This window comes from Vibrio sp. 661, from assembly GCF_033339315.1.
Taxonomy (GTDB): Bacteria; Pseudomonadota; Gammaproteobacteria; order Enterobacterales; family Vibrionaceae; genus Vibrio; species Vibrio alginolyticus.
Map to the genome: position 1 here is coordinate 1 of NZ_JAWOUJ010000014.1, position 25,876 is coordinate 25,876.

General features: G+C 45.1%; 24 protein-coding genes. 6 read left to right on the plus strand and 18 right to left on the minus strand.

Annotated elements, in window-relative coordinates:
• Positions 1-94: 94 nt before the first annotated feature.
• Together R7P69_RS19010 and lpcA are read right to left on the minus strand one after the other, a co-directional pair.
• Positions 95-940, minus strand: coding sequence for a class II glutamine amidotransferase (locus R7P69_RS19010; protein ID WP_005380394.1), 846 nt, complete (start codon positions 938-940; stop codon positions 95-97).
• A gap of 50 nt (positions 941-990) precedes the next feature.
• The gene (gene lpcA, locus R7P69_RS19015) at positions 991-1,566 is read right to left on the minus strand and encodes a D-sedoheptulose 7-phosphate isomerase (protein WP_005380392.1); all 576 of its coding nucleotides are present in this window, start codon (positions 1,564-1,566) and stop codon (positions 991-993) included.
• Between the two features lie 376 nt (positions 1,567-1,942).
• Between lpcA and fadE the strand changes: the two genes are divergently transcribed.
• Positions 1,943-4,387 carry an acyl-CoA dehydrogenase FadE gene (gene fadE / locus R7P69_RS19020; protein WP_005385392.1) on the plus strand — a complete coding sequence of 815 codons (2,445 nt, stop codon included), beginning with the start codon at positions 1,943-1,945 and terminating at the stop codon, positions 4,385-4,387.
• Between the two features lie 202 nt (positions 4,388-4,589).
• Positions 4,590-6,365: a SulP family inorganic anion transporter gene (locus tag R7P69_RS19025; protein WP_238952081.1), complete on the plus strand. Its 1,776-nt coding sequence runs from the start codon at positions 4,590-4,592 to the stop codon at positions 6,363-6,365.
• Positions 6,366-6,438: 73 nt separating this feature from the next.
• Here the strand turns inward: R7P69_RS19025 and R7P69_RS19030 are convergent, their stop codons facing one another.
• The 5 genes from R7P69_RS19030 to dnaQ all read right to left on the minus strand — a co-directional run bounded on the left by R7P69_RS19030 (position 6,439) and on the right by dnaQ (position 10,254).
• Positions 6,439-6,849, minus strand: a complete 411-nt coding sequence (locus tag R7P69_RS19030; protein ID WP_238952082.1) for a GNAT family N-acetyltransferase — start codon at positions 6,847-6,849, stop codon at positions 6,439-6,441.
• 84 nt (positions 6,850-6,933) lie between these two features.
• Positions 6,934-7,326: a DUF1353 domain-containing protein gene (locus R7P69_RS19035; protein WP_017633769.1), complete on the minus strand. Its 393-nt coding sequence runs from the start codon at positions 7,324-7,326 to the stop codon at positions 6,934-6,936.
• Between the two features lie 191 nt (positions 7,327-7,517).
• The gene (locus R7P69_RS19040; RefSeq protein ID WP_031780222.1) at positions 7,518-8,048 is read right to left on the minus strand and encodes a hypothetical protein; all 531 of its coding nucleotides are present in this window, start codon (positions 8,046-8,048) and stop codon (positions 7,518-7,520) included.
• Between the two features lie 224 nt (positions 8,049-8,272).
• Positions 8,273-9,523 carry a TIGR03503 family protein gene (locus R7P69_RS19045; RefSeq protein ID WP_258488848.1) on the minus strand — a complete coding sequence of 417 codons (1,251 nt, stop codon included), beginning with the start codon at positions 9,521-9,523 and terminating at the stop codon, positions 8,273-8,275.
• Positions 9,524-9,531: 8 nt separating this feature from the next.
• Positions 9,532-10,254 (minus strand): DNA polymerase III subunit epsilon, encoded by a 723-nt coding sequence (dnaQ, locus tag R7P69_RS19050; RefSeq protein WP_005380385.1) that lies wholly within the window; start codon positions 10,252-10,254, stop codon positions 9,532-9,534.
• Positions 10,255-10,313: 59 nt separating this feature from the next.
• Here dnaQ and rnhA point away from each other — a divergent pair, with 59 nt between their 5' ends.
• Entirely contained in the window at positions 10,314-10,778 is a 465-nt protein-coding gene (gene rnhA, locus R7P69_RS19055) for a ribonuclease HI (protein WP_005380384.1), read from the plus strand.
• On the opposite strand, the gene R7P69_RS19060 is transcribed toward rnhA, so the two are convergent.
• Positions 10,775-11,521 (minus strand): class I SAM-dependent methyltransferase, encoded by a 747-nt coding sequence (locus R7P69_RS19060; protein ID WP_017636046.1) that lies wholly within the window; start codon positions 11,519-11,521, stop codon positions 10,775-10,777. The genes rnhA and R7P69_RS19060 overlap by 4 nt on opposite strands.
• Before the next feature lie 37 nt (positions 11,522-11,558).
• Here R7P69_RS19060 and gloB point away from each other — a divergent pair, with 37 nt between their 5' ends.
• The 3 genes from gloB to R7P69_RS19075 all read left to right on the plus strand — a co-directional run bounded on the left by gloB (position 11,559) and on the right by R7P69_RS19075 (position 14,838).
• Complete coding sequence (gloB, locus tag R7P69_RS19065) at positions 11,559-12,317, plus strand: hydroxyacylglutathione hydrolase (RefSeq protein ID WP_005380380.1); 759 nt, start codon at positions 11,559-11,561, stop codon at positions 12,315-12,317.
• A gap of 254 nt (positions 12,318-12,571) precedes the next feature.
• Positions 12,572-14,155: a LysM peptidoglycan-binding domain-containing protein gene (locus R7P69_RS19070; protein ID WP_017820746.1), complete on the plus strand. Its 1,584-nt coding sequence runs from the start codon at positions 12,572-12,574 to the stop codon at positions 14,153-14,155.
• Positions 14,152-14,838, plus strand: a complete 687-nt coding sequence (locus R7P69_RS19075) for a YIP1 family protein (RefSeq protein ID WP_005380375.1) — start codon at positions 14,152-14,154, stop codon at positions 14,836-14,838. The genes R7P69_RS19070 and R7P69_RS19075 overlap by 4 nt, the downstream gene beginning before the upstream one ends.
• A gap of 1 nt (position 14,839) precedes the next feature.
• Here R7P69_RS19075 and R7P69_RS19080 read toward each other — a convergent pair whose 3' ends face one another.
• The 10 genes from R7P69_RS19080 to fabZ all read right to left on the minus strand — a co-directional run bounded on the left by R7P69_RS19080 (position 14,840) and on the right by fabZ (position 25,866).
• Positions 14,840-15,685, minus strand: coding sequence for an endonuclease/exonuclease/phosphatase family protein (locus R7P69_RS19080; RefSeq protein WP_033905505.1), 846 nt, complete (start codon positions 15,683-15,685; stop codon positions 14,840-14,842).
• A gap of 140 nt (positions 15,686-15,825) precedes the next feature.
• On the minus strand, positions 15,826-16,164 hold the full coding sequence (gene glnB, locus R7P69_RS19085) for a nitrogen regulatory protein P-II (RefSeq protein WP_005380372.1): 339 nt from the start codon (positions 16,162-16,164) through the stop codon (positions 15,826-15,828).
• Between the two features lie 186 nt (positions 16,165-16,350).
• A complete protein-coding gene (locus R7P69_RS19090; protein ID WP_017636043.1) occupies positions 16,351-16,665 on the minus strand; it encodes a c-type cytochrome in 315 nt (104 codons plus the stop codon).
• Between the two features lie 70 nt (positions 16,666-16,735).
• Positions 16,736-18,046 (minus strand): tRNA lysidine(34) synthetase TilS, encoded by a 1,311-nt coding sequence (gene tilS / locus R7P69_RS19095; RefSeq protein WP_238952084.1) that lies wholly within the window; start codon positions 18,044-18,046, stop codon positions 16,736-16,738.
• Between the two features lie 106 nt (positions 18,047-18,152).
• Entirely contained in the window at positions 18,153-19,112 is a 960-nt protein-coding gene (gene accA / locus R7P69_RS19100) for an acetyl-CoA carboxylase carboxyl transferase subunit alpha (protein WP_005380365.1), read from the minus strand.
• Positions 19,113-19,158: 46 nt separating this feature from the next.
• The gene (gene dnaE, locus R7P69_RS19105) at positions 19,159-22,638 is read right to left on the minus strand and encodes a DNA polymerase III subunit alpha (RefSeq protein ID WP_005385364.1); all 3,480 of its coding nucleotides are present in this window, start codon (positions 22,636-22,638) and stop codon (positions 19,159-19,161) included.
• An 81-nt stretch (positions 22,639-22,719) separates the two neighbouring features.
• Complete coding sequence (gene rnhB, locus R7P69_RS19110) at positions 22,720-23,355, minus strand: ribonuclease HII (protein ID WP_005380361.1); 636 nt, start codon at positions 23,353-23,355, stop codon at positions 22,720-22,722.
• A 9-nt stretch (positions 23,356-23,364) separates the two neighbouring features.
• Complete coding sequence (lpxB, locus tag R7P69_RS19115) at positions 23,365-24,504, minus strand: lipid-A-disaccharide synthase (RefSeq protein WP_047102603.1); 1,140 nt, start codon at positions 24,502-24,504, stop codon at positions 23,365-23,367.
• 119 nt (positions 24,505-24,623) lie between these two features.
• Positions 24,624-25,412, minus strand: coding sequence for an acyl-ACP--UDP-N-acetylglucosamine O-acyltransferase (gene lpxA / locus R7P69_RS19120; protein ID WP_005380357.1), 789 nt, complete (start codon positions 25,410-25,412; stop codon positions 24,624-24,626).
• Between the two features lies 1 nt (position 25,413).
• Positions 25,414-25,866: a 3-hydroxyacyl-ACP dehydratase FabZ gene (gene fabZ, locus R7P69_RS19125; protein ID WP_005380349.1), complete on the minus strand. Its 453-nt coding sequence runs from the start codon at positions 25,864-25,866 to the stop codon at positions 25,414-25,416.
• Between the last annotated feature and the right edge of the window lie 10 nt (positions 25,867-25,876).

Genomic DNA, 25,876 nt, shown 5'->3' on the forward strand with positions numbered 1-25,876 from the left:
CTTTAAAATACAAAACGCCCGATGAAGTACATCGAGCGTTTTAGTTAAAAAGTGTCAACCCATATCAGGACGGGTCATTCAGAGTAAGAGACCATCACTCTAACGGTTCGGTTGGCGCTTGATTGCCCGGCTTAGCCGCCGCAAACGGCACATTTACCAGTTCAGAGGCATTATTTTTGACTAGTTCACCTAGGTGAAACAAGCCGTATTCGCCAGGTTTCATACGCTGCCAAGCTTCGTTGCCCGTCAAAGGTTGAGTTGCAATCACAGAAACGATATCGTGTGGCGTTGTTTCTTCTTGGAAGTTAATTTCCACATCTTCATCAAGCAACGCGGCTTTTCCAAACGGTGCGCGTCTTGTGATCCAATACAAATGATTGGTGCAATACGTCATTACATACTCACCATCACTCAGAAGCATGTTAAATACACCCTTCTCTCTTAGCTCATCACAACATTTAGCAACATATAAGAATACCGACTCCATATCCTTTGGTGGCTCAGGATATCGATCTTCCATTTGCTTCAATAACCAGCAAAATGCCAGTTCACTATCTGTTTCACCGACAGGTCGATGTCGACCTGTATGCAAGTCTTGATAGCCAGAGAGCTGACCGTTATGCGCAAACGTCCAATACCTACCCCACAGCTCACGTGTAAAGGGATGAGTATTTTCTAAATTAACACCACCACGATTCGCCTGTCGGATATGACTAACGACCGCACGACTTTTGATGGGATAATTTTGTACCAACTCTGCAATTTTAGACTCACAACTTGGCTTGGGATCTTTGAAGGTTCGAAAGCCCTTCCCTTCGTAGAAGGTGATCCCCCATCCGTCACGGTGTGGGCCGGTTCGACCTCCACGCTGCATGAGCCCAGTAAAACTGAAACAAATATCCGTTGGAACATTAGCGCTCATACCGAGCAATTCACACATGGTTTAAAAAACTCCCTAACAACACAGCTCGAAACGGTGGCCGTAAACGATTATTCCATCTCTTTTTCGATCAACTGAATGATGATATGAATAATCTTAATATGAATTTCCTGAATGCGGTCTGCATAACCAAAGTGTGGCACGCGGATTTCAATATCTGCAAGGCCTGCCATTTTGCCGCCATCTTTACCTGTTAGCGCAATCGTCTTCATGCCTTTCGCTTGTGCTGCTTCAATCGCTTTCAGGATGTTACCTGAGTTACCTGAAGTCGACAGACCAAACAGTACGTCACCTTTTCGACCAACCGCTTCTACATAACGTGAAAACACGAAGTCATAACCAAAGTCATTACTCACACAAGAAAGGTGGCTTGGATCTGAAATAGCAATACCAGCATAGCCAGGACGATTTTCTCGGTAACGGCCTGTTAGCTCTTCGGCAAAGTGCATTGAATCACAGTGAGAACCACCGTTACCACATGACAATACTTTACCATCTTGCTTGAATGAGTCAGCAATCATTTTCGCCGCTGCTTCGATTTGCGCAATGTTATGGTCATCGCTTAAAAATTTGTTGAGCACTTCAGCAGCTTCGTTTAATTCACTTCTAATCAGATCATGGTACATAAGACGTTCTCTTTATTATTTCGGCTTCAGTCAGCTCTAGACTCACTGAGCAAATTGTTCTGATACCAATTTGGTATCGGACATTTCATAAACCTGAACTCGGGTTTGATTACTCTGAGTTTACCCACAAACGAGAATTAGTGTCGATAGTGAACCAACAGATTTAGATTAGTGATGGTAATAAACTTGTCAACTTGCTCATGAAACCATCACTCAAATCTCAACTTTAGAATTTTAACTCTACTTAGATCACTTTTTATCCAATCTTATGTTTTACATTTCCTTAATATTTTGATTACACTTAAACCAACTGGTTAGACCTCTTACCTAACATGCAGACGTACAAAACTTATAAAGTCTGAAAAGGAAAATATATATGGACATCTTGCTCTCAATCATCACGATGGCGATCGTGCTAGGCATTACGCTCTACCACCGCATGTCTCTCGTGAAATCTATTAGCTTACTCACCGCGGCCATGCTGGCTCTTACAGTAGCAGGAACTGTCGGCGTTATTGGTTGGGCTATTTACGTTCTCGCCGCAGCTGTGCTCGCGGTTCCTGGCGTACGTCAGTCTTTAATTAGCCGCAAAGCGTTAGTACTTTTCAAGAAAGTGCTGCCAGCTATGTCTCAAACCGAAAAAGAAGCGTTAGACGCAGGTACCGTCTGGTGGGAAGCCGAACTGTTTAAAGGCAAACCAGAGTGGCAAAAGCTACACGCGATTCAAGCACCTAAGTTAAGTGCGGAAGAACAAGCCTTTTTAGACGGCCCTGTGAATGAAGTGTGCGCCATGGTGAGTGATTTCCAAGTGACCCATGAACTCGCGGACTTACCGCCAGAAGTTTGGCAATACCTGAAAGATCATAAGTTCTTCGCCATGATCATTAAGAAAAAGTACGGTGGTCTGGAATTCTCAGCATACGCGCAATCACTAGTACTACAAAAACTAACGGGTGTTTCTGGCGTTCTATCGTCTACCGTTGGTGTTCCTAACTCTTTGGGCCCAGGTGAGCTACTGCAACACTACGGTACTGAAGATCAAAAAAATCATTACTTACCGCGTCTAGCTGAAGGTAAGGAAATCCCTTGTTTCGCCTTAACGAGCCCAGAAGCGGGTTCTGACGCAGGCTCTATTCCAGATTACGGTGTGGTCTGTAAAGGCGAATGGGAAGGAAAAGAAGTACTGGGTATGCGCCTGACTTGGAACAAGCGCTACATCACCCTAGCGCCAGTCGCAACGGTACTAGGCTTAGCATTTAAACTTCGCGACCCTGAAGGTTTGCTAGGCGACAAAGAAGATCTTGGCATCACTTGTGCGCTTATCCCAACTGATGTCAAAGGTGTTGAGATTGGTAACCGACACTTCCCACTCAATGTGCCATTCCAAAATGGTCCAACGCGCGGTAAAGACATCTTTGTTCCTATCGATTTCATTATCGGTGGCGAAAAAATGGCGGGCCAAGGTTGGCGTATGCTGGTTGAGTGTCTGTCGGTTGGACGTGGTATCACGCTACCTTCAAACTCAACAGGTGGCATCAAAACTGCGGCAATGGCAACCGGTGCTTACTCACGTATTCGCCGTCAGTTCAAACAGCCTATCGGCCATATGGAAGGGGTTGAAGAACCATTAGCACGCTTGGGTGGTAATGCTTACGTGATGGATGCAGCAAGCAACTTAACCGTTGCGGGTATCGACTTAGGTGAAAAGCCTTCAGTAATCTCAGCTATCGTGAAGTATCACTGTACGCACCGCGGCCAGCAAAGCATCATCGATGCAATGGACATCGTAGGCGGTAAAGGTATCTGTATGGGACCTTCTAACTTCCTAGCTCGTGGTTACCAAGGTGCGCCAATCGCGGTAACGGTTGAGGGTGCTAACATTCTAACACGCTCAATGATCATCTTTGGCCAAGGCGCAATCCGTTGCCATCCGTACGTTCTTGAAGAAATGAACGCGGCGTATTCTGAAGCAAGTAATGCTGTCGAGAAATTTGATAAAGCGCTTGCTGGTCACGTGAGCTTTACAATGAGTAACCTAGTGCGCAGTATCTGGTTTGGTTTGAGCGACGGTCTGGGCTCTTCATCACCAACCAAAGATGCAACCAAGCGTTACTACCAACAATTGAACCGTTACAGTGCAAACCTTGCTCTGCTATCGGATATCTCAATGGCAGTGCTAGGTGGCTCTTTGAAGCGTAAAGAGCGTCTATCAGCACGTCTTGGTGACATTCTAAGCCAGCTATATTTGAGCTCTGCGACGTTGAAACGTTTTGAGCAAGATGGCCGTCCAGTCGAAGATTTACCATTAGTACACTGGGGTCTACAAGACAGTTTGAAACAAGCGGAAGTGGCAGTAGATGAATTCTTAGCAAACTTCCCGAACAAAGTAATTGGCCGTGCGCTACGCGTATTAATCATGCCATTTGGTCGCGTACGCAAAGCACCAAGCGATAAACTAGACAGTAAAGTGGCACGCATTCTACAAACGCCAAGTGCAACGCGCTCACGCATTGGTCGCGGTCAATACCTTGAACCAACCGAGCACAACGCAGCAGGTAAGATTGAGCTTGCACTATCAGTCATTCTTCAAGCTGAGCCTGTGTTTGACAAAGTATGTAAAGCGCAAGGTAAGCGTCGCCCATTCTTACGTTTGGATATGATTGCTCAGGAAGGGCTAGAGCAAGGCTTTATCACGCAAGAAGAAGCCGATCTACTCAGAGAAGCGGAACAGCATCGTCTAGATACAATCAACGTTGACGATTTTGAGCCGGAACTGCTTGCCGCAAAGCCGCTATACCCTCAGATGGATAGTGTCGCGTAACTCTAGAATCTGAGACCACAAACGGGAGTATCAGCTCCCGTTTTTTATTGCTTCCAGAATCGGATTCATAACACCTCACACTACAAAGCCCCCCTGCGCAATAAAATCCTCGCACTCCAATCTTTCCCCCGATTTCCAGTGATAACTAACTCACAGACGTTCCAACTAAGCGGTGTATACTTTAAGTAACTCACTCACATATATGGTAAATCCGTTGGCTAAAATATTACTCGCACAGTGGTTCCCAGGGCTTGTTCAGCTTAAGCATTATCAAAAAGAATGGTTTGTTAACGACTTTAGAGCCGCCTTTTCTGTTGTCGCGGTTGCACTGCCAGTTGCCATAGCTTACGCACAATTAACTGGTGTATCCGCAATTGTCGGTCTGTATTCGTGTGTACTGCCAATGTTGGTTTACGCCATGATGGGCACATCTCGACAACTCATTGTCGGACCCGATGCAGCAACCTGTGCAGTGATTGCTGCTGTTGTGACACCACTTGCCGCAGGTGACCCCACAAAACATTGGCAGTTGGTTATGACCATGACAGCGATGACGGGGATTTGGTGTGTACTGGCAAGTCGTTTCAAGCTAGGGGTATTTGCAGATTTCCTTTCTCGTCCGATTCTTTTGGGTCTACTCAACGGTGTTGCTCTCACAATTATCGTTGGTCAGTTTGCGAAAGTAGTCGGTTTGAAATACGAGCAACGTTATTTACTGGAACGTTTATGGGAAGCTCCACAACGATTAACCGATCTTCATTGGCCTACTGTAACTCTGAGTATCGTGACAGTTGTCGTTTATTTGCTCACCAAACGCTACCGACCAACTTGGCCTGCTGCCATGCTGGCGATCCTCGTAACTACTGCGTCAGTTTGGTTTTTCCATTTACAAGAGATGGGCGTATCGGTTGTCGGACTCACTCAAGGTGGCTTCCCTCAGTTTCAAACACCGGAGTTTGAGCTAGGTGAAGTCCGTGAACTAGTGGTCCCGGCGCTCAACCTTGCGATTGTCAGTTTTGTTAGCATGATGCTCACCGCCCGCAGTTTCGCGGCTAAAAACGGTTATGATATTGATGCAAATAAAGAGTTTCAGGCGTTGGGTTTTGCCAACATTGCCTCAGCGTTTTCACAAGGTTTCGCGATAAGCGGCGCTGACTCACGCACAGCCGTTAATGATGCAAATGGTGGTAAATCTCAATTAGTTTCGATTGTCTCTGCAATCACCATTGCCATTATTGCGGTATTTATTTACGAGCCTTTACAGTTCATCCCTATCGCTTCACTTGGTGTTGTATTGATCATTGCGTCCCTATCGCTGCTCGATCTTAAAGCAATTTGGAAATTAAAATCTCGTGACAAAGATGCATTTTATCTGGCCATCATTACTTTTATTTCTGTGTTGATCGTGGGTGTAATACCGGGGATCACTTTGGCGGTATTGCTAGGGCTGTTTCAATTTTTACGGATTGTCATGCGGCCGAGTGATCAGCTACTTGGCTTGGATGAAAAAGGCACCATTCGGACCATCGACGACTCAGGAAAAGCTTCGCCTATTCCTGGAATGGTGATTTACCGCTTTAACTCACCGCTAACTTACTTCAATGCTCCTTACTTTAAACGTAGAGTGTTAGAGCAGGCAGAGCATCACAAAGACGCAAGTTGCGTTGTCATCGACGCCGTGTCGAGCTTTACTCACTTGGATCTCAGTGTGATGGCAACACTGGCAGATATTCACAATACTTTGAAAAAGAGAGGCGTACGCTTAATCCTCGCAGGAAGGAAACGACGTCTTCGTCAATGGTGTGAGCTTACTGGTATCAGCACCAGTGAAGGAGGCATCTTACTGCGAGCTGATATGTACCTTGCCATTAAACTTAGTGGCTGTTACATCAGTGCTGTGGGTGAGGGACAAATTCCTACTGTTCAAAAAGAGCCTGATTTAGAGCAGCCACCCAAACCAATTCCAGAAGTGGCTTAAATAGAAATTTAATATAGAAAACAGGAAATTAAACTCCTGTTTTCTAGTGCTTATCTTCACAGCTGAATACGTGTTATGCCTTTGGCTTAAACTTTTTTGTCATCCCTTGGCTTTTAGGAGCCACCAGCCTATAACCAAGCTTTTCGTAAAAGACCGGTTCATCAGCAATCATAGAAACGTAAGAGCCTTCAAGTGCAACAGAAGAAAGATAACCGTCGATGTATTCCATGACTTTTCTACCTAAACCGTTACCTTGATAATCAGAGTCAACGGCAACGTCGACAATTTCGAAGTTACACGCCCCGTCACCAACAACCCGACCCATTGCAATGAGCTTTCCTTCATCCCGAACAGATACGCCATATAACGAATTGGGTAGACCAATTTCAGCAGCTTTCAACGATTTGGGTGATAGCCCGGCTTTGATACGCATATCACAGTATTCTTTCGGGCTTGGCACATGCTCATCATATCTTATTGTCATTATGTACTACTCCTTTGTATCACCTTGGAGCTTACATAACCAAACTGTATGAATAAACAGTTAAACGTTGGAAAGATGTTCCCATTAAGCACACAAAGTATCAGGTCTAGAAAAGAAGCCACCGACAACTCTGACGCCATAATAGATATAAGTTGCTCTGAAGCTAGACATTCCTTTTTCTAAACATGTTTCTCTCAACAACGTATCCGCATGCTTTCGAGCACTTTGTGGCAACACCTCTTCCCTCATGAGTTGGTAAAGAGCATCATGCACTAAAGAAGCTTTCATAATGTTTTTTGTGTCTAACGCTGGCCCACTCGCTCCATCCCATGCATAGCCCTTTTTAATCGTTAACACGCCTTGTTTGGACAAACTAAGAAAAGGGCTGTCATACGCGTTACTCACTGAAATGTGAGTCTCAATCTTTTCTTCAGAATGGAGAGTGTATTTATACTTCTGACGCTTTTTGTATTTCATCAGAGACCTCGCGTTTACTTATTCTTATTTATCACGCACAGCTGAATATTTATCCAGAAACCCTACAAGATCGGCTCTTGTTATTATGGCGTACTACCTATTACAAAGCCCAAATCAATATAAATAGAACTCCATGCAATCAATAAAGCCAGAACCCCTGACTTTATTGATCAAAATTCAACCAGCAATCCTTATTCTGAAGGAAGTCTACTCAATTTTTTATGGATATCTTCTACAAAATTGGCTTGTTCACTTGGAGAAACCTCTAGAACATAATGAAAAAACGGACTTGTATGCTCAGTAATTTTATACTCTTCACTTAACAGCTTAATTACTTGTTCATGATTAAATCGTGCGGAGACTAAGCCACTCTCGGTTTCTTGAGTTATAACTATATAGTGAGCGGTTGGAAAAACCGTAAACCTTCCTTCCACAGGAAACCAGGGAGCAAAAGAAATAATCTCGTCATCAATTATGTATGCTTGAGGTTTACTGACATAAGTGTAAGGGTACTTTTCATCTAAATAGGGTCTTGCTGTATCAAACAAGCCATCATAATAAGTTGGTATTTCTACTTTTTGGATTTTACTTAAGGGATCAAAAGTGAAGGTATCAAGTGATTTTAAATTATTACTTCCCGCATCTGGATTATTAATACCATTATCAATAGAAGAGCAACCTACAATTATCACTGCACAAAAAAAAGCTAAAATTTTATTCATTATTTCTTTATCTTTAATTGATTATTTTGAAAGTTAGTCACATAAAAAATGCAACCAATTTAGAAAGTAAAAATGATATATTATTTATATAAAATCCAAAACATATATTTGAGTACAGTAAACTTAAATATTCATAATTTATCCATTTTTCTTCTTCCAATTTGGTAACTTGAAAAAAAACGGAGCCGATTGGCTCCGTTTCTCGCTTTATGTGTGTGTTACTACTATTTCTTTGGTACTTCTAATTGCATCTCTGGCATGGCATCGCGCTTCGCTTTAATTTTGCGCCAAACTATCCATGCAATGATCACAATCAGCAGCATTATCAAGTTACCTACCGCGATAATAATCATGCTGCGCTTACGCTCAGCCTCCCGCTCAGCGATAATTTGCTTTTCCATTTCAATACGGCGCTGCTCGGCTAATTCAGCTTCTTTTGCAATTCGAGCAGCTTCTAGATCAACTTCATCAACAACACTGAAAGTTTGCTCTGGAATAGGAAACACCAACGGACGCTGGGTTGCAAAATCAGTGGCAAAGATCTCGCCGCGCCATGCGTACTTACCAAGCTCAGCATCGTTATTGAGGTCCAACGTAACTCTCATTCCATCTTTAGAGACCTGTCCTTGGCTGTAACTAATGAAACCATCGGGAGCGTCCTTTTTCACTGTGACTGCAATAGAGCCTGGTGCAATCATACCTTGCTCGCCACTCACCACTAATTGGTGTGGCTTATCGTGATTACGAGCCTGAATAAAAGTACGAGAGATTGGGTTCGGATAAACCAAGATGACTTGTTCTTGCGCTCGTAAGAATACGCCATTGCCAGACGTGATGCGAGCGCGGTACTTACCAGGCTCAACGTCTATTGGGAGCTGAACCGTGAACACTCCATCCCCTGCTTTTTCATCCAAGCCGCGGCCGTCATCAGAAAACTCACCCACAACCATCGGCACTGGACGAGCTTCTTTGATCAGCTCATCTTCATTTTCGACAAACTTGGTAAATGTCACGCGCAGATTCACGCGATCAAGGAAGTCGCGCAATACAAGAGGTTTGCCGTCGGAGGTCAGGCGAGCTGTAAACTTAAGCGCTTCCCCATTATATAATCGGTTTGGGAACAGATCCGTACTGAGCTTTAGGTGAGAAATTAAGCGGATGTTATTTTTAGGCGTAACTTTCCCCACAGCCTGCCATGGACCTGGCATAGGGTTATCAACGGAAATAATATCGAGTGAGGCTTCTTGATACCAACGTACATTGTCGTAAGAGCCCCAAGCATAGTATTTTTTACCGTCAGGACGGACTAAAACAACTGGCTGAGAACTTTGCTCACGATAAACCAAAAACGTGATCTGCTCGATGGTTGGATCAACTCGAAAGCGATTGTCTAATAAAGACATTGTAGATTCACTCGCAGCACTCGAGAGACTACTCCATATCGCTAAAAACGCGACCAACAAAGCCCTCAACATAGCTTCTCCTATTGATGCCAAATACAGTCGTTCACCAACTCTAATCTTTTTTGGTGAGCTTCTAGTTCATCGGCACTTGCGCGCAAAACCTTTAGCGCTTTTCTTCCTTCAATACGACGAATGGTTTCTACTCCACCCTCTTGTTTATTCGCGTTAAATTCTAGACTCGTTTGACCACCCGTCATAAAGAGGTAAACGTCGGCTAGAATCTCCGCATCGAGCAAAGCTCCGTGGAGAGTACGGTGCGAGTTATCAATACCGTAACGTTCACATAAGATATCAAGGTTGTTTCGCTTACCAGGGAAGATTTTCTTCGCCATAGCAAGGGTGTCGGTCACCTTGCAGTAGTCGTCCGTTTTGCCGATGTTAGGATCGAGCATGCCAAACTCGTAATCCATAAAGCCGGTATCGAAGGGCGCGTTGTGGGCAACAAGTTCTGCGCCTTTAATAAACTCAAGAAACTCTTGGTGCACGCTCGCGTATTCCGGTTTATCAACCAAGAATTCATCCGTAATACCGTGAACTTCAACCGCTTCTGGTTGGATTTCACGATCGGGTTTTAAATAAACGTGGAAGTGACGACCAGTCAGCTTACGGTTGATGATCTCCACGGCACCGATTTCAATAATGCGGTGTCCCATGTAGTGAGGACCACCCTCGCGGTTCATACCTGTGGTTTCGGTATCGAGAACGACAATGCGGTTATATTCAGAATTGCTGCTGGTATTCATAAGGTTATGTATGTCAGACTATGCTTTATTAAATGTTTCGGCTAATAGTACCAAAAAATATGACCAAACACGTTGAGATTTTCACTGACGGTTCTTGTTTAGGTAACCCAGGACCAGGTGGTTACGGCATAGTATTGCGTTACAAAGACGTAGAAAAGACACTTTCCAAAGGCTATACGTTAACTACCAACAACCGCATGGAAATGTTGGCGGCTGTCGTCGCGCTACAGACGTTAAAACAACCTTGTAAAGTCACTTTAACGACTGACAGCCAATATGTGCGCCAAGGTATTACTCAGTGGATCCATAACTGGAAGAAGCGTGGTTGGAAAACAGCGGATAAAAAACCCGTGAAAAATGCCGATTTATGGCAAGCTCTAGACAAAGAAACCGCACGCCATCAAGTTGAATGGCATTGGGTAAAAGGCCACGCGGGCCATCGTGAGAACGAAATGTGTGATGAGCTAGCCCGGACTGCTGCAGAAAACCCAACTGAGGAAGATACAGGTTACCAACCCTCTTAGCGAGATTCTTTCCTCATAGTGTTACCCTCTCGATTCATCACCCCAAGTGGTGTGAGCTTTTTCTTCAAGCGCCAATGCGGTTTGATAGGCTTGAGAGGGTATGTCCGTTTCCGCGCGACTATGTAATACAAACTCCCAGCGGGTGATGCCCAATCACCAAGACTATTTTCCAACCATGTCCACATCGTACGGTAACGTTTCATCGGAAACAGCGCATAACGATCACAATGAATCACTTGATAATTAAGTAACCCTAACCAATCTTTGATGCGGTTCGACGTAAACATTCGTCCACTCCAAGGCAAATTATGTTTACGCCATGGAAGCAAACTCGCTAATCCAGTCAAGCTTAATGGGTTGAATCCAGTAATAATTACATAGCCATCATCCATCATCACTCTATCGACTTCACGCAACAAACGGTGTGGATCGCTTGCATAGTCGAGCTGATGAGCGAGTATCACAACATCAAAGCTTTTTTCCAAAAAGGGTAATTCGTAACCATCTGCAATCACATTATGCAACGGGTTCTGGATATCTACGTTGACTTGGTGTTGAATGTTACAATTACAGCTGGTTAGCTCACAGCTCAACCCGCCCAGTTTGAGCATATGGTAGCCGAAGAGTTTCGGGCACCATTCATCAAGTCGGGTCTGGATTGACTCAAGCACCCACGGACCGTTGTTCATTGCTGACCAAGTCGACGGGTGTGGTATAGTTTTGTTGCTGAGTGCTGGTTTCATTAACCACCTGACTAAAATGGGTGACGGAGAACGAATCGTGTTAGAGATCAAAAGCATACCCGCATTTAATGATAATTACATCTGGCTGATACAAAATAGCGATAAGCGCTGCGCAGTCGTTGATCCGGGCGATGCGAAGCCAGTATTAGAATTTCTGCAGGCTAACGAATTAACTTTAGAAGCGATTTTAATTACGCACCACCACAACGATCACATTGGTGGCGTTCCAGACTTAGTGCGTGCATTTCCTAACGTCGCCGTTGTGGGCCCAAAATCAGAGCCAATTCCAACCCTAACGACACCAATGGAAGAAGGCGACAAGCTAGAGTTGTTTGGTGAGATTTTCTTAGTACTTGGGTTACCCGGTCATACTTTGGGCCATATCGGTTACGTTGGGGACGGAAAACTGTTTTGCGGTGATGTGCTCTTTTCTGCTGGCTGCGGTCGTATTTTTGAAGGTACGCCTGAGCAAATGTTTGAATCACTGAGCAAACTAACGTCTCTACCAGAAGAAACTCAAGTCTTCTGCGCACATGAATACACGGCGAGTAACGTGGCGTTTGCTCTAGCGGTTGAACCTGACAATGAGCAACTTCGCCAATATCGCGACGATGTAAACCGACTGCGAGCACTCAACATTCCGACACTTCCAACAACAATACGCAAAGAAAAGTGGATTAATCCGTTCTTGCGAACCTCTAACCCTGACGTGGTTCAATCTGTTGCTAGTCGCATTAAAAATAGCGATCCATGCTCGGTTTTTACTGCTTTACGCGAGTGGAAGAACGAATTTTAACCATTTTCTGCTTGTAAGTTTGCAAGACCCCAGTATTATCAGGGACTGATTTTTCGAGAAGCGCCACTGGCGCTTCTCTTACGTTTGGGGTTGATATAAATCTATTTGAATTTCTCCCCATTGCATAATTAGAAGCTCTTTGCCTCTATAAATTAGTTAGTGTTTAAAAGATGTCTATTATCTTGCGACTGCCACGCACATTACGTTGCGCGACAGGCAGGTGAAGATAAACAGGCCCTAAATAGGCTGAATCCATGCGTTTGAAGTATACTTGGGCGTTGGCGTTGTTATTATCTGGCTGTCAATTGACTCAGTCAGATTCAACGTCTTCTACACCAGAAACCAATAAATCTGAGCAGACTGCAAAGCAAAATGCAGTAAAAGCTCAACCGGGCAATAAATCGTCACTAGCAAAAAAATCCGCTAACGACGCGCCTAAAGTTCTCTCCCCCCAAGAACAAGAAGATGTGTGGCAACGTATCGCCATGCAGCTGGACATGGATATCCCAAACCACAAGAAAGTGGACTACTACCGTACGTGGTATTTAAAGCACCCAAATCACCTTTACACGGTATCTAAGCGTGCGACTCCTTTTCTATACATGATCACAAAACGTATCGAAGAGCGCGGACTTCCAATGGAGCTTGCTTTACTTCCTGTAGTGGAAAGTTCATTCGATGCCTTTGCCTACTCACATGGTAGCGCGGCTGGGTTGTGGCAATTTGTCCCTGGCACCGGAAAAATGATGGGACTAGAGCAAAACTACTGGTATGACGGTCGCAGAGATGTGGCAGCAGCAACGGATGCAGCGCTGGACTACCTAGTACAACTAAACGAGCGTTTTGATGGTAACTGGGAACATGCAATCGCCGCTTATAACAGCGGTGGTGGCCGTGTTTCTAGCGCAATTCGTAAGAATAAAAAGCTCGGTAAACCTATCGATTTCTTCTCATTAGACTTACCAAAAGAGACCAGTAGTTACGTTCCTAAGCTATTGGCCTTGGCTGACGTTATCGCAAACCAAGACAAGTACGGACTTAATATTCCTGCAATTCCAAACAAGCCTGTTCTAACGCTTGTTGATCCAGAAGAGCAGTTAGATCTGGCTATTGCCGCAGATTATGCCGGCATTAGCGTAAAAGAGTTGCAGAGTTACAACCCAGCATACAACCAGTGGTCGACAGCGCCTGAGGGGCCGCACCAACTTTTGATTCCCGTAGAGAAAAAAGAGACTTTTCTCACCAAGGTGGAGAAAAATCGCGGTAAAGGGATGAAGGTCGCTCGCTACAAGGTGAAATCTGGTGACTCTTTAAGCGTGCTAGCTAATAAATACGGCACAACCACGAAAGTCATTCGACGTGCCAACGGCCTATCGAATAACAACATTCGTATTGGTCAATACCTATTGATTCCGACATCAACAAAAGACGATGCAAAATATGCATTAACGGCACAAAACCGATTAAACAAGACTCAATCTCGTGCTCGTGGTCAACTCAAGCTCACCCATGTCGTTCAGTCTGGAGAAAGTTTGTGGTCAATCGCACGTAACAATAAAGTGTCGTATAAATCGTTAGCTAAATGGAATGGTATGGGCCCTAAAGATCCATTGCGTGTGGGTCAAAAGCTAGTGATTTGGAAGGACTCAGACAAAGGCTCTGTGATCCGTACCGTTTTCTACAACGTTCGCTCTGGCGACACTATTAGCGGCATTGCAAGCAAGTTCAAAGTAAAAACGAACGACATCGTGAAATGGAATTCACTACACAAGAAAAAATACTTACAACCAGGTCAAAAGCTTAAGTTGTACGTTGACGTAACGAAGGTAAGTGTATGAACCCATCAAGCAATCCACTTGTGATGCTGTTGGACATTTTTCGTTCTCCAACATCTTGTTTTCTTGCGCTTTATCAACGCGGTGGATGGGGATGGCAACCGTTCATCTTCCTGATGCTTAGTCCGTTTTTATTCTGGGGTGCTTACTTTTCGAATGTCGATTTCACGTGGCTCAGTGACCAACTTGCTGCGCAATTTCAGCAAATCGACCCGAAGCAGATTGAGCTATTAGAACCAAACACGCTAATGGCAAGCGCGATCATCAATGATGTATTCAACCGCTTTGCCACCTTACTATTGCTCGCGCTTTGGTTCTTTCTTGCAACAAAGGCAAGCAAACAACAATACGGTTACTGGAAATGGTTTGCCGCATCGTGTGCTATCTTATTCCCAGCAGTATTGGGCGATGTAGCAAGCTACGCGAGCTTGCTACTCAAGCATGGTCAGGTAATGACTTACGCTGCCGATTTAAATAGCCTCAATGGTCTATTAAAGCTGCCTCTTACTAACGAATGGTCTCATTTCGCTAGCTCGTTACCTTTGCTTCTGCCTTGGTACATTGTGCTCGGCTACGGCGTTGTACTGACGTGGACGGAGTTTGAACGTGGCCAAGCTTTGGTGATTGCAAGCCTGCCATGGGTATTCTTCTACGTTATTTGGGCACTTTATATTGTGGTAACCTAAGCTAGTCATTTAACGTAAATGACAATAACAATGGGTTATGATCGGAAGCGTCGCTCTGCGGCGCTTTTGCGTACTTAAGCGTCAGACCTCGGTAAAACACATGGTCCAGTGGTAACCCTGTTATAAATTGGACTCGATGATCCGGCAAGAACGTCACCTCTTGTAAGTCCGCAGCCTTTAAGGCCTGCCTCATCGCATTAACGCGAGATTCACTCCAGCTATTGAAGTCTCCAGCAAATAGAATTGGCCCCACATGATGCTTTAAAAGCATTTCAAGCGCCGTTAACTGAGATACATACTCTTTTGTACCCACGGTGAAGTTAATCGCATGTACATTCACCACTGCGAGTTTCTCGCCATTACTCAAGTGATACTGGCTATATAATGCAGACTTAGGTAAGCGAAGCCACGGCTCTTTAGAGGTGTAAGCGCAGGCTTTTTCTGGTTGCCCTTGAGCAATACTAATTACACCGGCACCGCTACCCAGCGCCTTAAAAGCACTCACTTGATTACTAACCCAGCGACCATCCACCAACCACTGTTTAAATGATGGTGTCATGCTGGCTTCTTGCAATAACAGTAACTGCTTATCAGCAGAAAACTCATCGAGTGCACGTTGCCAATTAGCCCGGTTCTGTTTGTAGATATTCCAGACAAGCACATTGATTTTGCCGTCATGATCGAGAGCTTTTGAATCGCTAAATTCGATGCACCTGATATCTTGTGTCAGCTCGGTACCTGTTTGAGTAATAATTTGCGGCTGATCTGGTACGGTGAAAATAACCTGGAAGCCAACCAATACCGCCATTACGAGAAAAGCTAACGCCAGAAAAAAACGCTTAAACATACGACAAACCTGAATGTAGGCACCCGAAATCTAGAACAACCAATCTCGGGTTAAATGATTTCACTAATAAGCAAACAACAAAAAAGGAGCCACTTGGCTCCCTTTTAGCATAATAAATACGAAACAGGTGACAAGAAACCTTAGATCGCGTCTTCGTCTTCTTCACCAGTACGAATACGAACCACACGCTCAATATCAGTGACGAATATTTTACCATCACCAATCTTACCAGTTTGCGCGGTTTCAATGATTGTCTCTACGCATTTATCAGCCACATCTTCCGTTACAACGATTTCGAGCTTCACTTTAGGTAGAAAGTCCACCATATACTCTGCACCACGGTAAAGCTCTGTGTGACCTTTTTGGCGACCAAAACCTTTCACTTCAGAGACAGTCATCCCTGTAATGCCAACTTCAGCTAGCGCTTCTCGAACATCATCCAGTTTAAATGGCTTGATAATCGCTTCAATTTTTTTCATGTTCATCCCTTAAGCTTCAATCGATTGCGCTTATTATCGTTTAGCGTTTCGCAACATTCAATGTTTGTCTCTGATCCACCAGCGAAAATCCAGGCTGAGCAAATTAACATAGCGAATATCGTGAGTTGATAAAACCCAATGAGGACTGCTCAATGCCCAATCGTCCAAGCTTTTTCAGACTCGCGTTTACTTCAAACTTGCGTAGTAAGCCGCTAGGTTAGCGATATCTTCATCAGACAACAATGAAGCTTGAGCTTGCATCACAGCAGCAAGCCCACCTGTTCGCTCTTTGTTTTTATAAGCTTTAATTGAACTGATAATATATTGCTCATTTTGCCCTTTCAGATTTGGGTAACCCGGAATGACAGCAATACCATCAGCGCCATGACACGCCGCGCATACTCCCGACTTTGCTTGACCTGCTGCAGCATCTCCCGCAGCTAGAGCCTGCCCACTGAACATGGTTAACGCCACCATTGCACCCATGATTGTTTTCTTCATTGCTTCACCTAATTAATTATTATTTAAGGATTTTTATATTTTATAATCGACATTGTGGCATGAATTTTCATTACCTGCGCCAAATAAGTTCACAATCTTGACCATTAAATGCCTGATCAACGAACAGATCTGCCACAGCAACGACTCGGTCTTGATACATCAAAATCGGAATTTGACGACGCAGCCAGCTTGGCACATTGTATTCTTGGAACAACTTCTTCAGTTTTCGACTGTGATTACGCGTGGTTGGATGCGCTGATAAGCCTTCCGGATTAAAGGTCACGCGAAGCAATTCTGGCTGACTCGGAAGCGCAATCGTTGCGTTGCTAGAACTCGTCGTTAAGGTCAGCTCCCCTAGCCGCTCTGGCAGCGACAAAGTCGCATCAACTTGAATCGTACTTTGCCACTCAGTGACGTCAGCCGTTTCCGTTACCCAATAGAGACAATTTCGAAAACGGCGCACTTCACCTTGTTTAAGTTGTAGTTTGGGGTTGGCATCTTGCTGAGCTAATGCGACTTCATTCCAGATGAGATTGAGTTGTACCTGAGTCGGCATACTAGTATTAAGCTTAGACAGCCACATACGAATCAAGCGCGCACGCGCTAATCCACTGTGCTTAGCCAGTTCTTCAATACTCAAACTTAGATCCGTTTGTAAAGCGCGTTCAAACACCGCGCTCAATAGTTCATCCAATAGCGCTTCTTGTTGAGCACATAAACTTGCACTGCGCTGAACCGCTTGATGGATACTCGGCCAGCGACCAGACAATTCAGGAATAACACAATGACGAAGAAAGTTACGATCATAACGGGTATCTTTATTGCTTTCGTCTTCCACCCACTCCAAGCCTAATTTAGTAGCGGCGTCTTCGATGGTCTTCCGCTTGATAGTAAGCAATGGTCGAACTAGAGATCCGCAAGAAAACGGCATACTCTCCGCCATCGAAGATAACCCTTTAGGCCCGCTGCCGCGCTTAAGCGCAAGGAGAAAAGTCTCTATTTGATCGTCGGCATGTTGACCAGTCAACAGTATATCGCCTTCTTGAATGTACTTAGTTAAGGCTTGGTAGCGAGCTTCACGAGCAAGAAGTTCAATACTTTCACCATTGCTGATGTCTAAGCTCACTCGCTCGATCGAGCACGATATCCCCACTTGTTGTGCCCAAAGTAAGCATTTATCGGCCCAATTATCGGCATTCGAGCTTAAACCATGGTGCACATACACAGCGTGACACTCTACAGAGTGCGCTTGTTGGTAGCGACTGAGTAATTCGAGTAAAAGACGTGAATCCACTCCTCCGCTAAACGCTAAGACAACCTTAGTGCCTAATTGATAGTAGCGGTCGAGAACTTGAGCAAAATGCGGGTAAAGCGATTCCATAAACGATCCGATAGGTGCAAAAAAGGGCTGGACTCTCATCCAACCCTTTCTATTTTAACTGTTATCACTTGAGATATCAGCTAACGCTTAACAGCAATCACCGAAATTAACAGTAACCGTAGCTCATTAGGCGCTGGTAACGACGTTCACGTAGCGTCTCTTCATCCAGTTGTTCTAGATCTTCTAGCTGACGAAGTAGTGTCGCTTTCATATTCGCTGCCATTTGAACATGATCGCGATGAGCGCCGCCTAGTGGCTCTTCGATGATTTCGTCGATCAGTTCAAGCTCTTTAAGACGCGGAGCAGTTAGGCCCATTGCCTCTGCCGCTTGTGGCGCTTTGTCTGAATCACGCCATAAGATTGAAGCACAACCCTCAGGAGAAATTACTGAGTACGTAGAGTACTGAAGCATGTTCACGTAGTCGCCTACACCGATTGCTAATGCACCACCAGAACCGCCTTCACCGACAACGTTACAGATTACTGGTACTTTAAGACCAGACATCACTTTTAGGTTTTTCGCGATAGCTTCAGATTGACCACGTTCTTCTGCGCCCACACCTGGGTATGCGCCAGCCGTGTCAATAAATGTGATGATCGGCATGTTGAAACGCTCTGCCATTTCCATCAAGCGTAGAGCCTTACGGTAGCCTTCTGGTTTCGGCATACCAAAGTTACGTTTCACCTTTTCTTTGGTCTCACGACCTTTTTGGTGACCAATGATCATCACAGGGCGGCCTTCAAGGCGAGCCATGCCACCCACAATCGCTTTGTCGTCTGCAAACGCGCGGTCACCGGCTAATTCATCAAACTCCTCAAAAGCGTGTTGGATGTAATCCAGCGTGTAAGGACGTAGTGGGTGACGAGCCAGTTGAGCTGTTTCCCATGCACCTAGGTCACTGAAGGTTTTTTTCTTCAGCTCTAAGCTTTTCTTCTCAAGCTGTTCGATTTCTTTATCCAGGTCAATCGCAGAATCACCACCGTGACGAGAGACATCACGTAATGCTTCAATTTTCGCTTCTAGTTCTGCAATTGGCTTTTCAAATTCAAGAAAGTTTAGGCTCATCTATGAATCCTTGTTTACTCAGCGTCTAACATATTGCGCTGAATTTTTAGTTAAATTCGAGTTCTACCTGGCTTTTGCCAAGCAACTGTTTTAAATCGTCGAGTAATGTATCACTTGGCGTAACTCGCCACTCGGTGCCCAATGTTAACCGCGCTCTGGCGTCGGCACGCTGGTAGTATACATTGACGGGTACGGTTCCGGCTTTGTGCGGTTCTAAAATACGGCTGAACTGCTCAAAAAACTGATCGTTGATCTGATTTGCATCTATCGATACCGACAAACCACGAGCGTATTTCTCGCGCGCACTGCCGAGATCCATAACTTCACGCGCCGACATTTTAAGGCCACCGTTGAAGTCATCAAAGCTGACCTGTCCAGAAACGACCAAAATTCTGTCTTTTTCGAGAAGTTCAGCGTATCGATCCAGCGCATCTGAGAACAACATCACTTCCATGCGGCCACTTCGGTCATCCAGTGTCATAATACCAATTCGTGTACCACGCTTGGTCGTCATTACACGAGCGGCAATAACCAGGCCGGCTACCGTGACAGATTGATCGCGGCGAGTGGGCGTTGCGTCTTTTAGTCGACAACTGGTGTATTTGTTTAGTTCCTTTACGTAGGCGTTAATTGGGTGCCCTGTCAAATATAGACCTAGGGTATCACGCTCGCCCTCTAACCACACTTTTTCTGGCCAAGGCGGAACCTGCGTATACTTATGCTCTACTTCTTCAGGTGCATCCGTTAGCACACCAAACATATCCGTTTGACCAAACGCCTCAGCTTGGTGATGTTGACTTGCTGCTTTTACCGCATCATTGAGTGACGCCATCATCGCCGCGCGGTGTGGGCCTAGTCGATCCAACGCGCCCGCGTAAATCAACTTCTCTATCACTCGTTTATTGACGCGTTTTAGATCAACTCGAGCACAGAAATCAAACAGGTCTTTAAAGTGACCACCTTTATTTCTCGCCTCAAGAATCGCATCGATAGGACCCTCACCAACCCCTTTTATCGCACCAATACCGTAAACAATTGCGCCATTTTCATCAACATTAAAGCGATATAGGCCAGAGTTGATGTCTGGTGGCAGCACGGTAAGCTTCATACGGAAACACTCATCGACCAAGCCAACGACTTTTTCCGTGTTATCCATATCGGCTGTCATTACCGCAGCCATAAATTCGGCAGGATAATGTGTTTTCAGCCAAAGAGTTTGATAAGAAACCAATGCATAAGCAGCAGAGTGCGATTTGTTAAAACCATAACCGGCGAACTTTTCTACCAAGTCGAAGATTTTCATCGCCAACTCGCCATCGATACCGTTCTTTATCGCACCTTCTTCAAAGATAGCACGTTGTTTTGCCATCTCTTCTGGCTTTTTCTTACCCATTGCACGACGAAGCATGTCCGCACCACCTAGCGTATAACCCGCTAAGATCTGCGCAATCTGCATTACCTGCTCTTGGTACAGGATGATGCCGTAGGTTGGATCAAGCGTCTCTTTTAGCGACTCGTGTTGCCACTTTTCATCTGGATAAGAGATCGCTTCTCGACCATGTTTACGGTCGATAAAGTTATCTACCATGCCCGATTGCAAAGGACCCGGACGGAAGAGTGCTACCAATGCGATAATGTCTTCGAAACAGTCTGGCTGAAGTCGTTTGATCAGCTCTTTCATGCCTCGAGATTCAAGCTGGAATACTGCTGTCGTTTCAGAGTTTTGCAACAAACGGAAAGAGGCAGGGTCTTCTAACGGTATGGATTCAATTTGAACCGGTTCTTTCCCTTCTCGCTCTAGGCGTGGGTTAATCAGTCCTAACGCCCAGTCAATAATGGTTAAGGTACGTAAACCCAAGAAGTCAAACTTAACTAGGCCAGCGGTCTCAACATCGTTTTTATCAAATTGAGTAACCGGAAAGTGACCTTCAGCGTCTGCATAAATTGGCGCAAAATCGGTAATTGTTGTAGGTGAAATTACAACACCACCAGCGTGTTTACCGGCGTTTCGCGTACAGCCTTCCAAAATATGACACATGTCGATGAGTTCTTTAACTTCCTCATCGGCCTCATACAATTCAGGTAGTGCAGGTTCAGCTTTAAACGCTTTATCTAGCGTCATGCCTGGATCGGGCGGGATCAGCTTTGAAATACGATCAACAAAACCAAATGGGTGGCCCAATACGCGGCCAACGTCACGGATTACCGCTTTTGCCGCCATGGTACCAAACGTGATGATCTGAGATACCGCGTCGCGACCGTACATTTCCGCAACGTGGTCAATAACCTGGTCACGTTTATCCATACAGAAATCGACGTCGAAATCGGGCATCGAAACACGTTCTGGGTTCAAGAAACGTTCGAACAGCAAGTCATATTCTAGTGGATCCAGATCGGTGATTTTTAGTGCGTAAGCCACCAAAGAACCAGCACCGGAACCACGTCCAGGACCGACAGGAATTCCATTATCTTTTGACCACTGGATGAACTCCATTACGATCAAGAAGTAACCAGGAAATCCCATTTGGTTGATAACATCTAGCTCTATCTGAAGACGTTCATCATATTCAGGGCGGCGACGTTTCCTCTCTTCCTCATCTGGAAATAGGAACTCTAAACGCTCTTCCAACCCCTCTCGGGATTTCATGACTAGGAACTCAGTCTCTTTCATCCCTTCGGTTGGGAAAGCTGGTAGGAAGTACTCCCCTAAGCGCACAGTCACGTTACAACGCTTCGCTATCTCGACACTGTTTTCTAACGCTTCAGGAATATCAGCAAACAGCTCGCACATTTCTTCTTCTGTACGAAGATATTGCTGCGGACTGTAGTTTTTTGGCCTACGCGGATCTTCTAATGTGTAACCATCGTGAATCGCTACGCGTATTTCATGAGCATCAAATAGGTCTGGACTCAGGAATACAACTTCATTGGTCGCCACTACTGGCAAGTCTTGCTGCTCTGCCAATTCAACCGCAAAGTGAAGATAAGTTTCTTCATCTGGACGACCGGTACGAAGTAGCTCAAGATAAAAGCGATCTGGAAAATGCTGTTTATAGAAATCAACACACCCTTGCACTATTTGACGGTTGCCTTTCAAAAGGCCGCGACCAATTTCTCCGCTTTTACCGCCGGATAATACAATCAAGCCTTCAGACATTTCAGCCAACCAGGCTTTATCAATCACTGGGTGGTGTTGAACATGTCCACGTAAGTACGCTTTTGATATCAATAACGTCAGGTTCTTATAACCTACATTATCCGCCGCAAGCAAAGTCACTTGTGTCAGCTCTTCACCAAACTCGTCCGACTGCATTTTAAAGTCAGCACCAATGATCGGTTTAACACCACTGCCATGCGCCGTACCGTAAAACTTCACCAAACCACATAGGTTGGTAAAGTCGGTCAACGCCATTGCGGGCATACCGAGCTCAGCAACTTTCTTTACGATTGGCGGAACTTTGTTGAGGCCATCCACCATCGAGAAGTCACTATGAACACGCAGGTGGATGAATTTGGGATCTGACATTAACAGGTACCGTGTAACTCTATTTTGTTGGGGATTCTAACCTAAAGAGGTTGGGTTTATAACACCAATTAGATCGTTTGATTATTCTATGCCTAACGCTTTTTTTACTGGCTTGAAACTCTTGCGGTGTTCACTGATCACTCCGTGTTGCTCAATCGCTTCAAAGTGCGCTTTAGTTGGGTAACCTTTGTGCTTCGCGAAGCCAAATTGTGGATGAAGTTTATCCAACTCTTCCATCTCTTGGTCACGCACGACTTTGGCAATAATTGAAGCCGCACTGATTTCGGCAACACGTAGATCGCCTTTTACTACAGCTTGAGCATCCATTGGCAGCTCCGGACAACGGTTACCATCAATCAACACCAAATCAGGTTGAACCTGTAACCCCGCCACTGCACGCTGCATCGCAACCATAGTCGCCTGCAAAATATTCAGTTGATCGATTTCTTCAGGAGAACAACGCCCGACCGCCCACGCCAATGCTTTTTCTTTGATTTCAGGAAGCAACGCCATGCGTTTCTTTTCGGTCAATTTTTTCGAATCGTTCAACCCTTCAATAGGATTGTTAGGATCAAGGATAACCGCAGCGGTGACGACGTCTCCCACCAAAGGACCACGTCCTACCTCGTCGACTCCGGCCACAAGCTGGTAACCTTGCGGATATTCAAACGGAGGGAGTTCAACTTTGGTTTTGGTCGCTTTTGGTTTAACAGCCATGATAAATCTCTATTTTTCAATCAGTTTTAGAACCGCGTTTGCGGCTTGTTGATCCGCATCTTTACGGATCCAATGATGCATTTCCGTAAACTTATCTAACATCGGTTTATTGTCGCTTTCCAATAAGCGAGAAACCTCAGTAAACAAATTGTCTGGTGTGCACTCATCTTGTAGATATTCTTTGACGAGCTCATCATCCGCCAAGATATTCGGCAATGACACATACTTTGTTTTCAATAGACGTTTAGCTAAAAAAGCAGTAAATGCATTCACACGATAACCCACCACCATTGGACGCTTGAGAAGCATACACTCCAACGCTACGGTACCGGAGGCCAGCATCACGGCATCGGATGCGGTGATGACGTTGCGTGCGGTGTCATCAACTAACTTGAAGTCTAATTCTGGTGCGAGCACTTTCCATGCTTGTTCAAACTGCTCACGGCGTTTTTGATTAACAAGCGCGACAACAAACCCCAGTTCTGGAAATTTTTTATGGAGTAACTTGCAGGTTTCAATAAATGGCTCTGAGAGCATTTTTAACTCGCTACCACGACTGCCTGGCAGGACAGCAAGCCACTTTTTATCTTGTTCTAAACCAAGCAACTCACGTGCAGGCGCTTGTTCTGATTCTAGTGGGATGGCATCAGCCAAGGTATGACCAATGAACTCGCAAGGTACATTAAATTTGTCGTAGAACGCTTTCTCAAACGGAAGAAATGCTAGCACCAAGTTCGTTGCCGCTTCTATTTTAAAGATGCGCTTCTGACGCCAAGCCCAAACAGACGGACTCACGTAATGAACGGTTTTAATGCCCGCTTGCTTGAGGTCAAGCTCCAGGCGTAAGTTGAAGTCAGGAGCATCGATCCCGATGAAAACATCAGGCGGATTCTGAGTAAAATACTGAACGAGCTCAGCTTTCACTTTAAGAAGTCTCGGTAAGCGGCCTAAAACCTCGACTAATCCCATCACCGCAAGCTCTTCCATATCAAACAGAGACTCGCAACCTTGGGCTATCATTTTCGGACCACCAATGCCTACGAACTCTGCGTCTGGATATTGTTGCTTTACTGCTTTGATAAAGCCTTCACCTAGCGTATCGCCAGACAATTCTCCGGCAATGATGCCAATACGTAATGGTCTTTCCATATCTACTTCGCTATTTTTCCTGTGCGCTATGGATAACGGTTTGCCTTATCCATAAAACACAAAAAGATCGTAACCTCAAATTTGGTCACGATCTTTTTATTTATTGGTTCATTCGCCAATTAACGAATAATGCCACGTTCCGTCGTTTCCAGAATATCTGAGAAACGCTTCACAGCCGGCCACTCTTGAGCCATTTCAGCCAGAATAGGCTTCACTTCTTCTAGCGTCTTACCTGAACGGTAGATTTCTTTATACGCTTTTTGTAGCGCACGAATCTCTGGTTTCTCAAAGCCATTACGCTTCAAGCCAACAAGGTTCAAGCCGAATGGAGTAGCGTGGTTACCTTGCGCGAGTACATAAGCTGGGACATCTTGCACCACAGCTGAACAGCCGCCAATGTATGCGTAAGCGCCCACTGTACAAAACGGATGAATCGCAGACAGTGCCATCACACCGGCATAGTCATCAACAGTAACGTGACCACCAAGAATCGAGTTATTACCGATATGAGTGTGGTTACCAATAACAACATCATGCGCAACGTGTGCATTCACACACAATAAGTTGTCATCACCAATGATCGTGGTTGCTTTGTCTTGCACTGTGCCGCGGTGAACTTGGACCGCTTCACGAATGACGTTACGGTCACCGATAACCACAGTTGTGTCTTCACCACCGTATTTTTTGTCTTGGTTTTCTTCACCAATGACAGCATGTGGGAAAATACGGTTATCTTTGCCAATAGTTGTGTGACCTTTGATCACAACGTGAGACATCACTTCTGTGCCTTCACCAATTTCAACCGTAGAGGTGATGTACGTAAAAGGACCTACTGTTACGTTAGCACCAATTTTGGCGCCCTCTTCTACCACCGCTGCCGGGTGGATTTTAGCGGTTTCATGAATCATATTAAAACTCTCGACGAGCACACTTCAGTTCTGCAGAACATACCACTTCGCCGTCAACTTTTGCTACACCGCTAAATGCAGCAATGCCGCGACGTTCTTTCAGAAATTCTACCTCAATAACTAATTGGTCGCCCGGAACCACTGGTTTACGGAATTTCGCGCCGTCTACGCTTGCAAAGTAGTACAGTTCATTTTCTGTTGGTGCACCAAATGATTTAAATGCAAGTAAGCCTGTTGCCTGAGCCATTGCTTCTAAAATCAAAACACCTGGGAATACTGGTAGTTGAGGAAAGTGACCTGTGAACTGAGGTTCGTTAACCGACACGTTTTTAATCGCGTGAAGGTACTTCTCTTCTTGGAAGTCTATCACTCGGTCGATCAATAAGAATGGGTAGCGATGAGGTAGTAGCTCTTGAATTTCAGAGATGTTCATCGTTTTCTTTTCAGTAGTCAAAGTCGTCTTC

Excerpts from the sequence above, each read along its gene's own strand:
- R7P69_RS19010 (WP_005380394.1), bottom strand. The coding sequence starts at position 940 with ATGTGTGAATTGCTCGGTATGAGCGCTAATGTTCCAACGGATATTTGT.
- lpcA (WP_005380392.1), bottom strand. The coding sequence starts at position 1,566 with ATGTACCATGATCTGATTAGAAGTGAATTAAACGAAGCTGCTGAAGTG.
- fadE (WP_005385392.1), top strand. The coding sequence starts at position 1,943 with ATGGACATCTTGCTCTCAATCATCACGATGGCGATCGTGCTAGGCATT.
- R7P69_RS19025 (WP_238952081.1), top strand. The coding sequence starts at position 4,590 with ATGGTAAATCCGTTGGCTAAAATATTACTCGCACAGTGGTTCCCAGGG.
- R7P69_RS19030 (WP_238952082.1), bottom strand. The coding sequence starts at position 6,849 with ATGACAATAAGATATGATGAGCATGTGCCAAGCCCGAAAGAATACTGT.
- R7P69_RS19035 (WP_017633769.1), bottom strand. The coding sequence starts at position 7,326 with ATGAAATACAAAAAGCGTCAGAAGTATAAATACACTCTCCATTCTGAA.
- R7P69_RS19040 (WP_031780222.1), bottom strand. The coding sequence starts at position 8,048 with ATGAATAAAATTTTAGCTTTTTTTTGTGCAGTGATAATTGTAGGTTGC.
- R7P69_RS19045 (WP_258488848.1), bottom strand. The coding sequence starts at position 9,523 with ATGTTGAGGGCTTTGTTGGTCGCGTTTTTAGCGATATGGAGTAGTCTC.
- dnaQ (WP_005380385.1), bottom strand. The coding sequence starts at position 10,254 with ATGAATACCAGCAGCAATTCTGAATATAACCGCATTGTCGTTCTCGAT.
- rnhA (WP_005380384.1), top strand. The coding sequence starts at position 10,314 with ATGACCAAACACGTTGAGATTTTCACTGACGGTTCTTGTTTAGGTAAC.
- R7P69_RS19060 (WP_017636046.1), bottom strand. The coding sequence starts at position 11,521 with ATGAAACCAGCACTCAGCAACAAAACTATACCACACCCGTCGACTTGG.
- R7P69_RS19070 (WP_017820746.1), top strand. The coding sequence starts at position 12,572 with ATGCGTTTGAAGTATACTTGGGCGTTGGCGTTGTTATTATCTGGCTGT.
- R7P69_RS19075 (WP_005380375.1), top strand. The coding sequence starts at position 14,152 with ATGAACCCATCAAGCAATCCACTTGTGATGCTGTTGGACATTTTTCGT.
- R7P69_RS19080 (WP_033905505.1), bottom strand. The coding sequence starts at position 15,685 with ATGTTTAAGCGTTTTTTTCTGGCGTTAGCTTTTCTCGTAATGGCGGTA.
- glnB (WP_005380372.1), bottom strand. The coding sequence starts at position 16,164 with ATGAAAAAAATTGAAGCGATTATCAAGCCATTTAAACTGGATGATGTT.
- R7P69_RS19090 (WP_017636043.1), bottom strand. The coding sequence starts at position 16,665 with ATGAAGAAAACAATCATGGGTGCAATGGTGGCGTTAACCATGTTCAGT.
- tilS (WP_238952084.1), bottom strand. The coding sequence starts at position 18,046 with ATGGAATCGCTTTACCCGCATTTTGCTCAAGTTCTCGACCGCTACTAT.
- accA (WP_005380365.1), bottom strand. The coding sequence starts at position 19,112 with ATGAGCCTAAACTTTCTTGAATTTGAAAAGCCAATTGCAGAACTAGAA.
- dnaE (WP_005385364.1), bottom strand. The coding sequence starts at position 22,638 with ATGTCAGATCCCAAATTCATCCACCTGCGTGTTCATAGTGACTTCTCG.
- rnhB (WP_005380361.1), bottom strand. The coding sequence starts at position 23,355 with ATGGCTGTTAAACCAAAAGCGACCAAAACCAAAGTTGAACTCCCTCCG.
- lpxB (WP_047102603.1), bottom strand. The coding sequence starts at position 24,504 with ATGGAAAGACCATTACGTATTGGCATCATTGCCGGAGAATTGTCTGGC.
- lpxA (WP_005380357.1), bottom strand. The coding sequence starts at position 25,412 with ATGATTCATGAAACCGCTAAAATCCACCCGGCAGCGGTGGTAGAAGAG.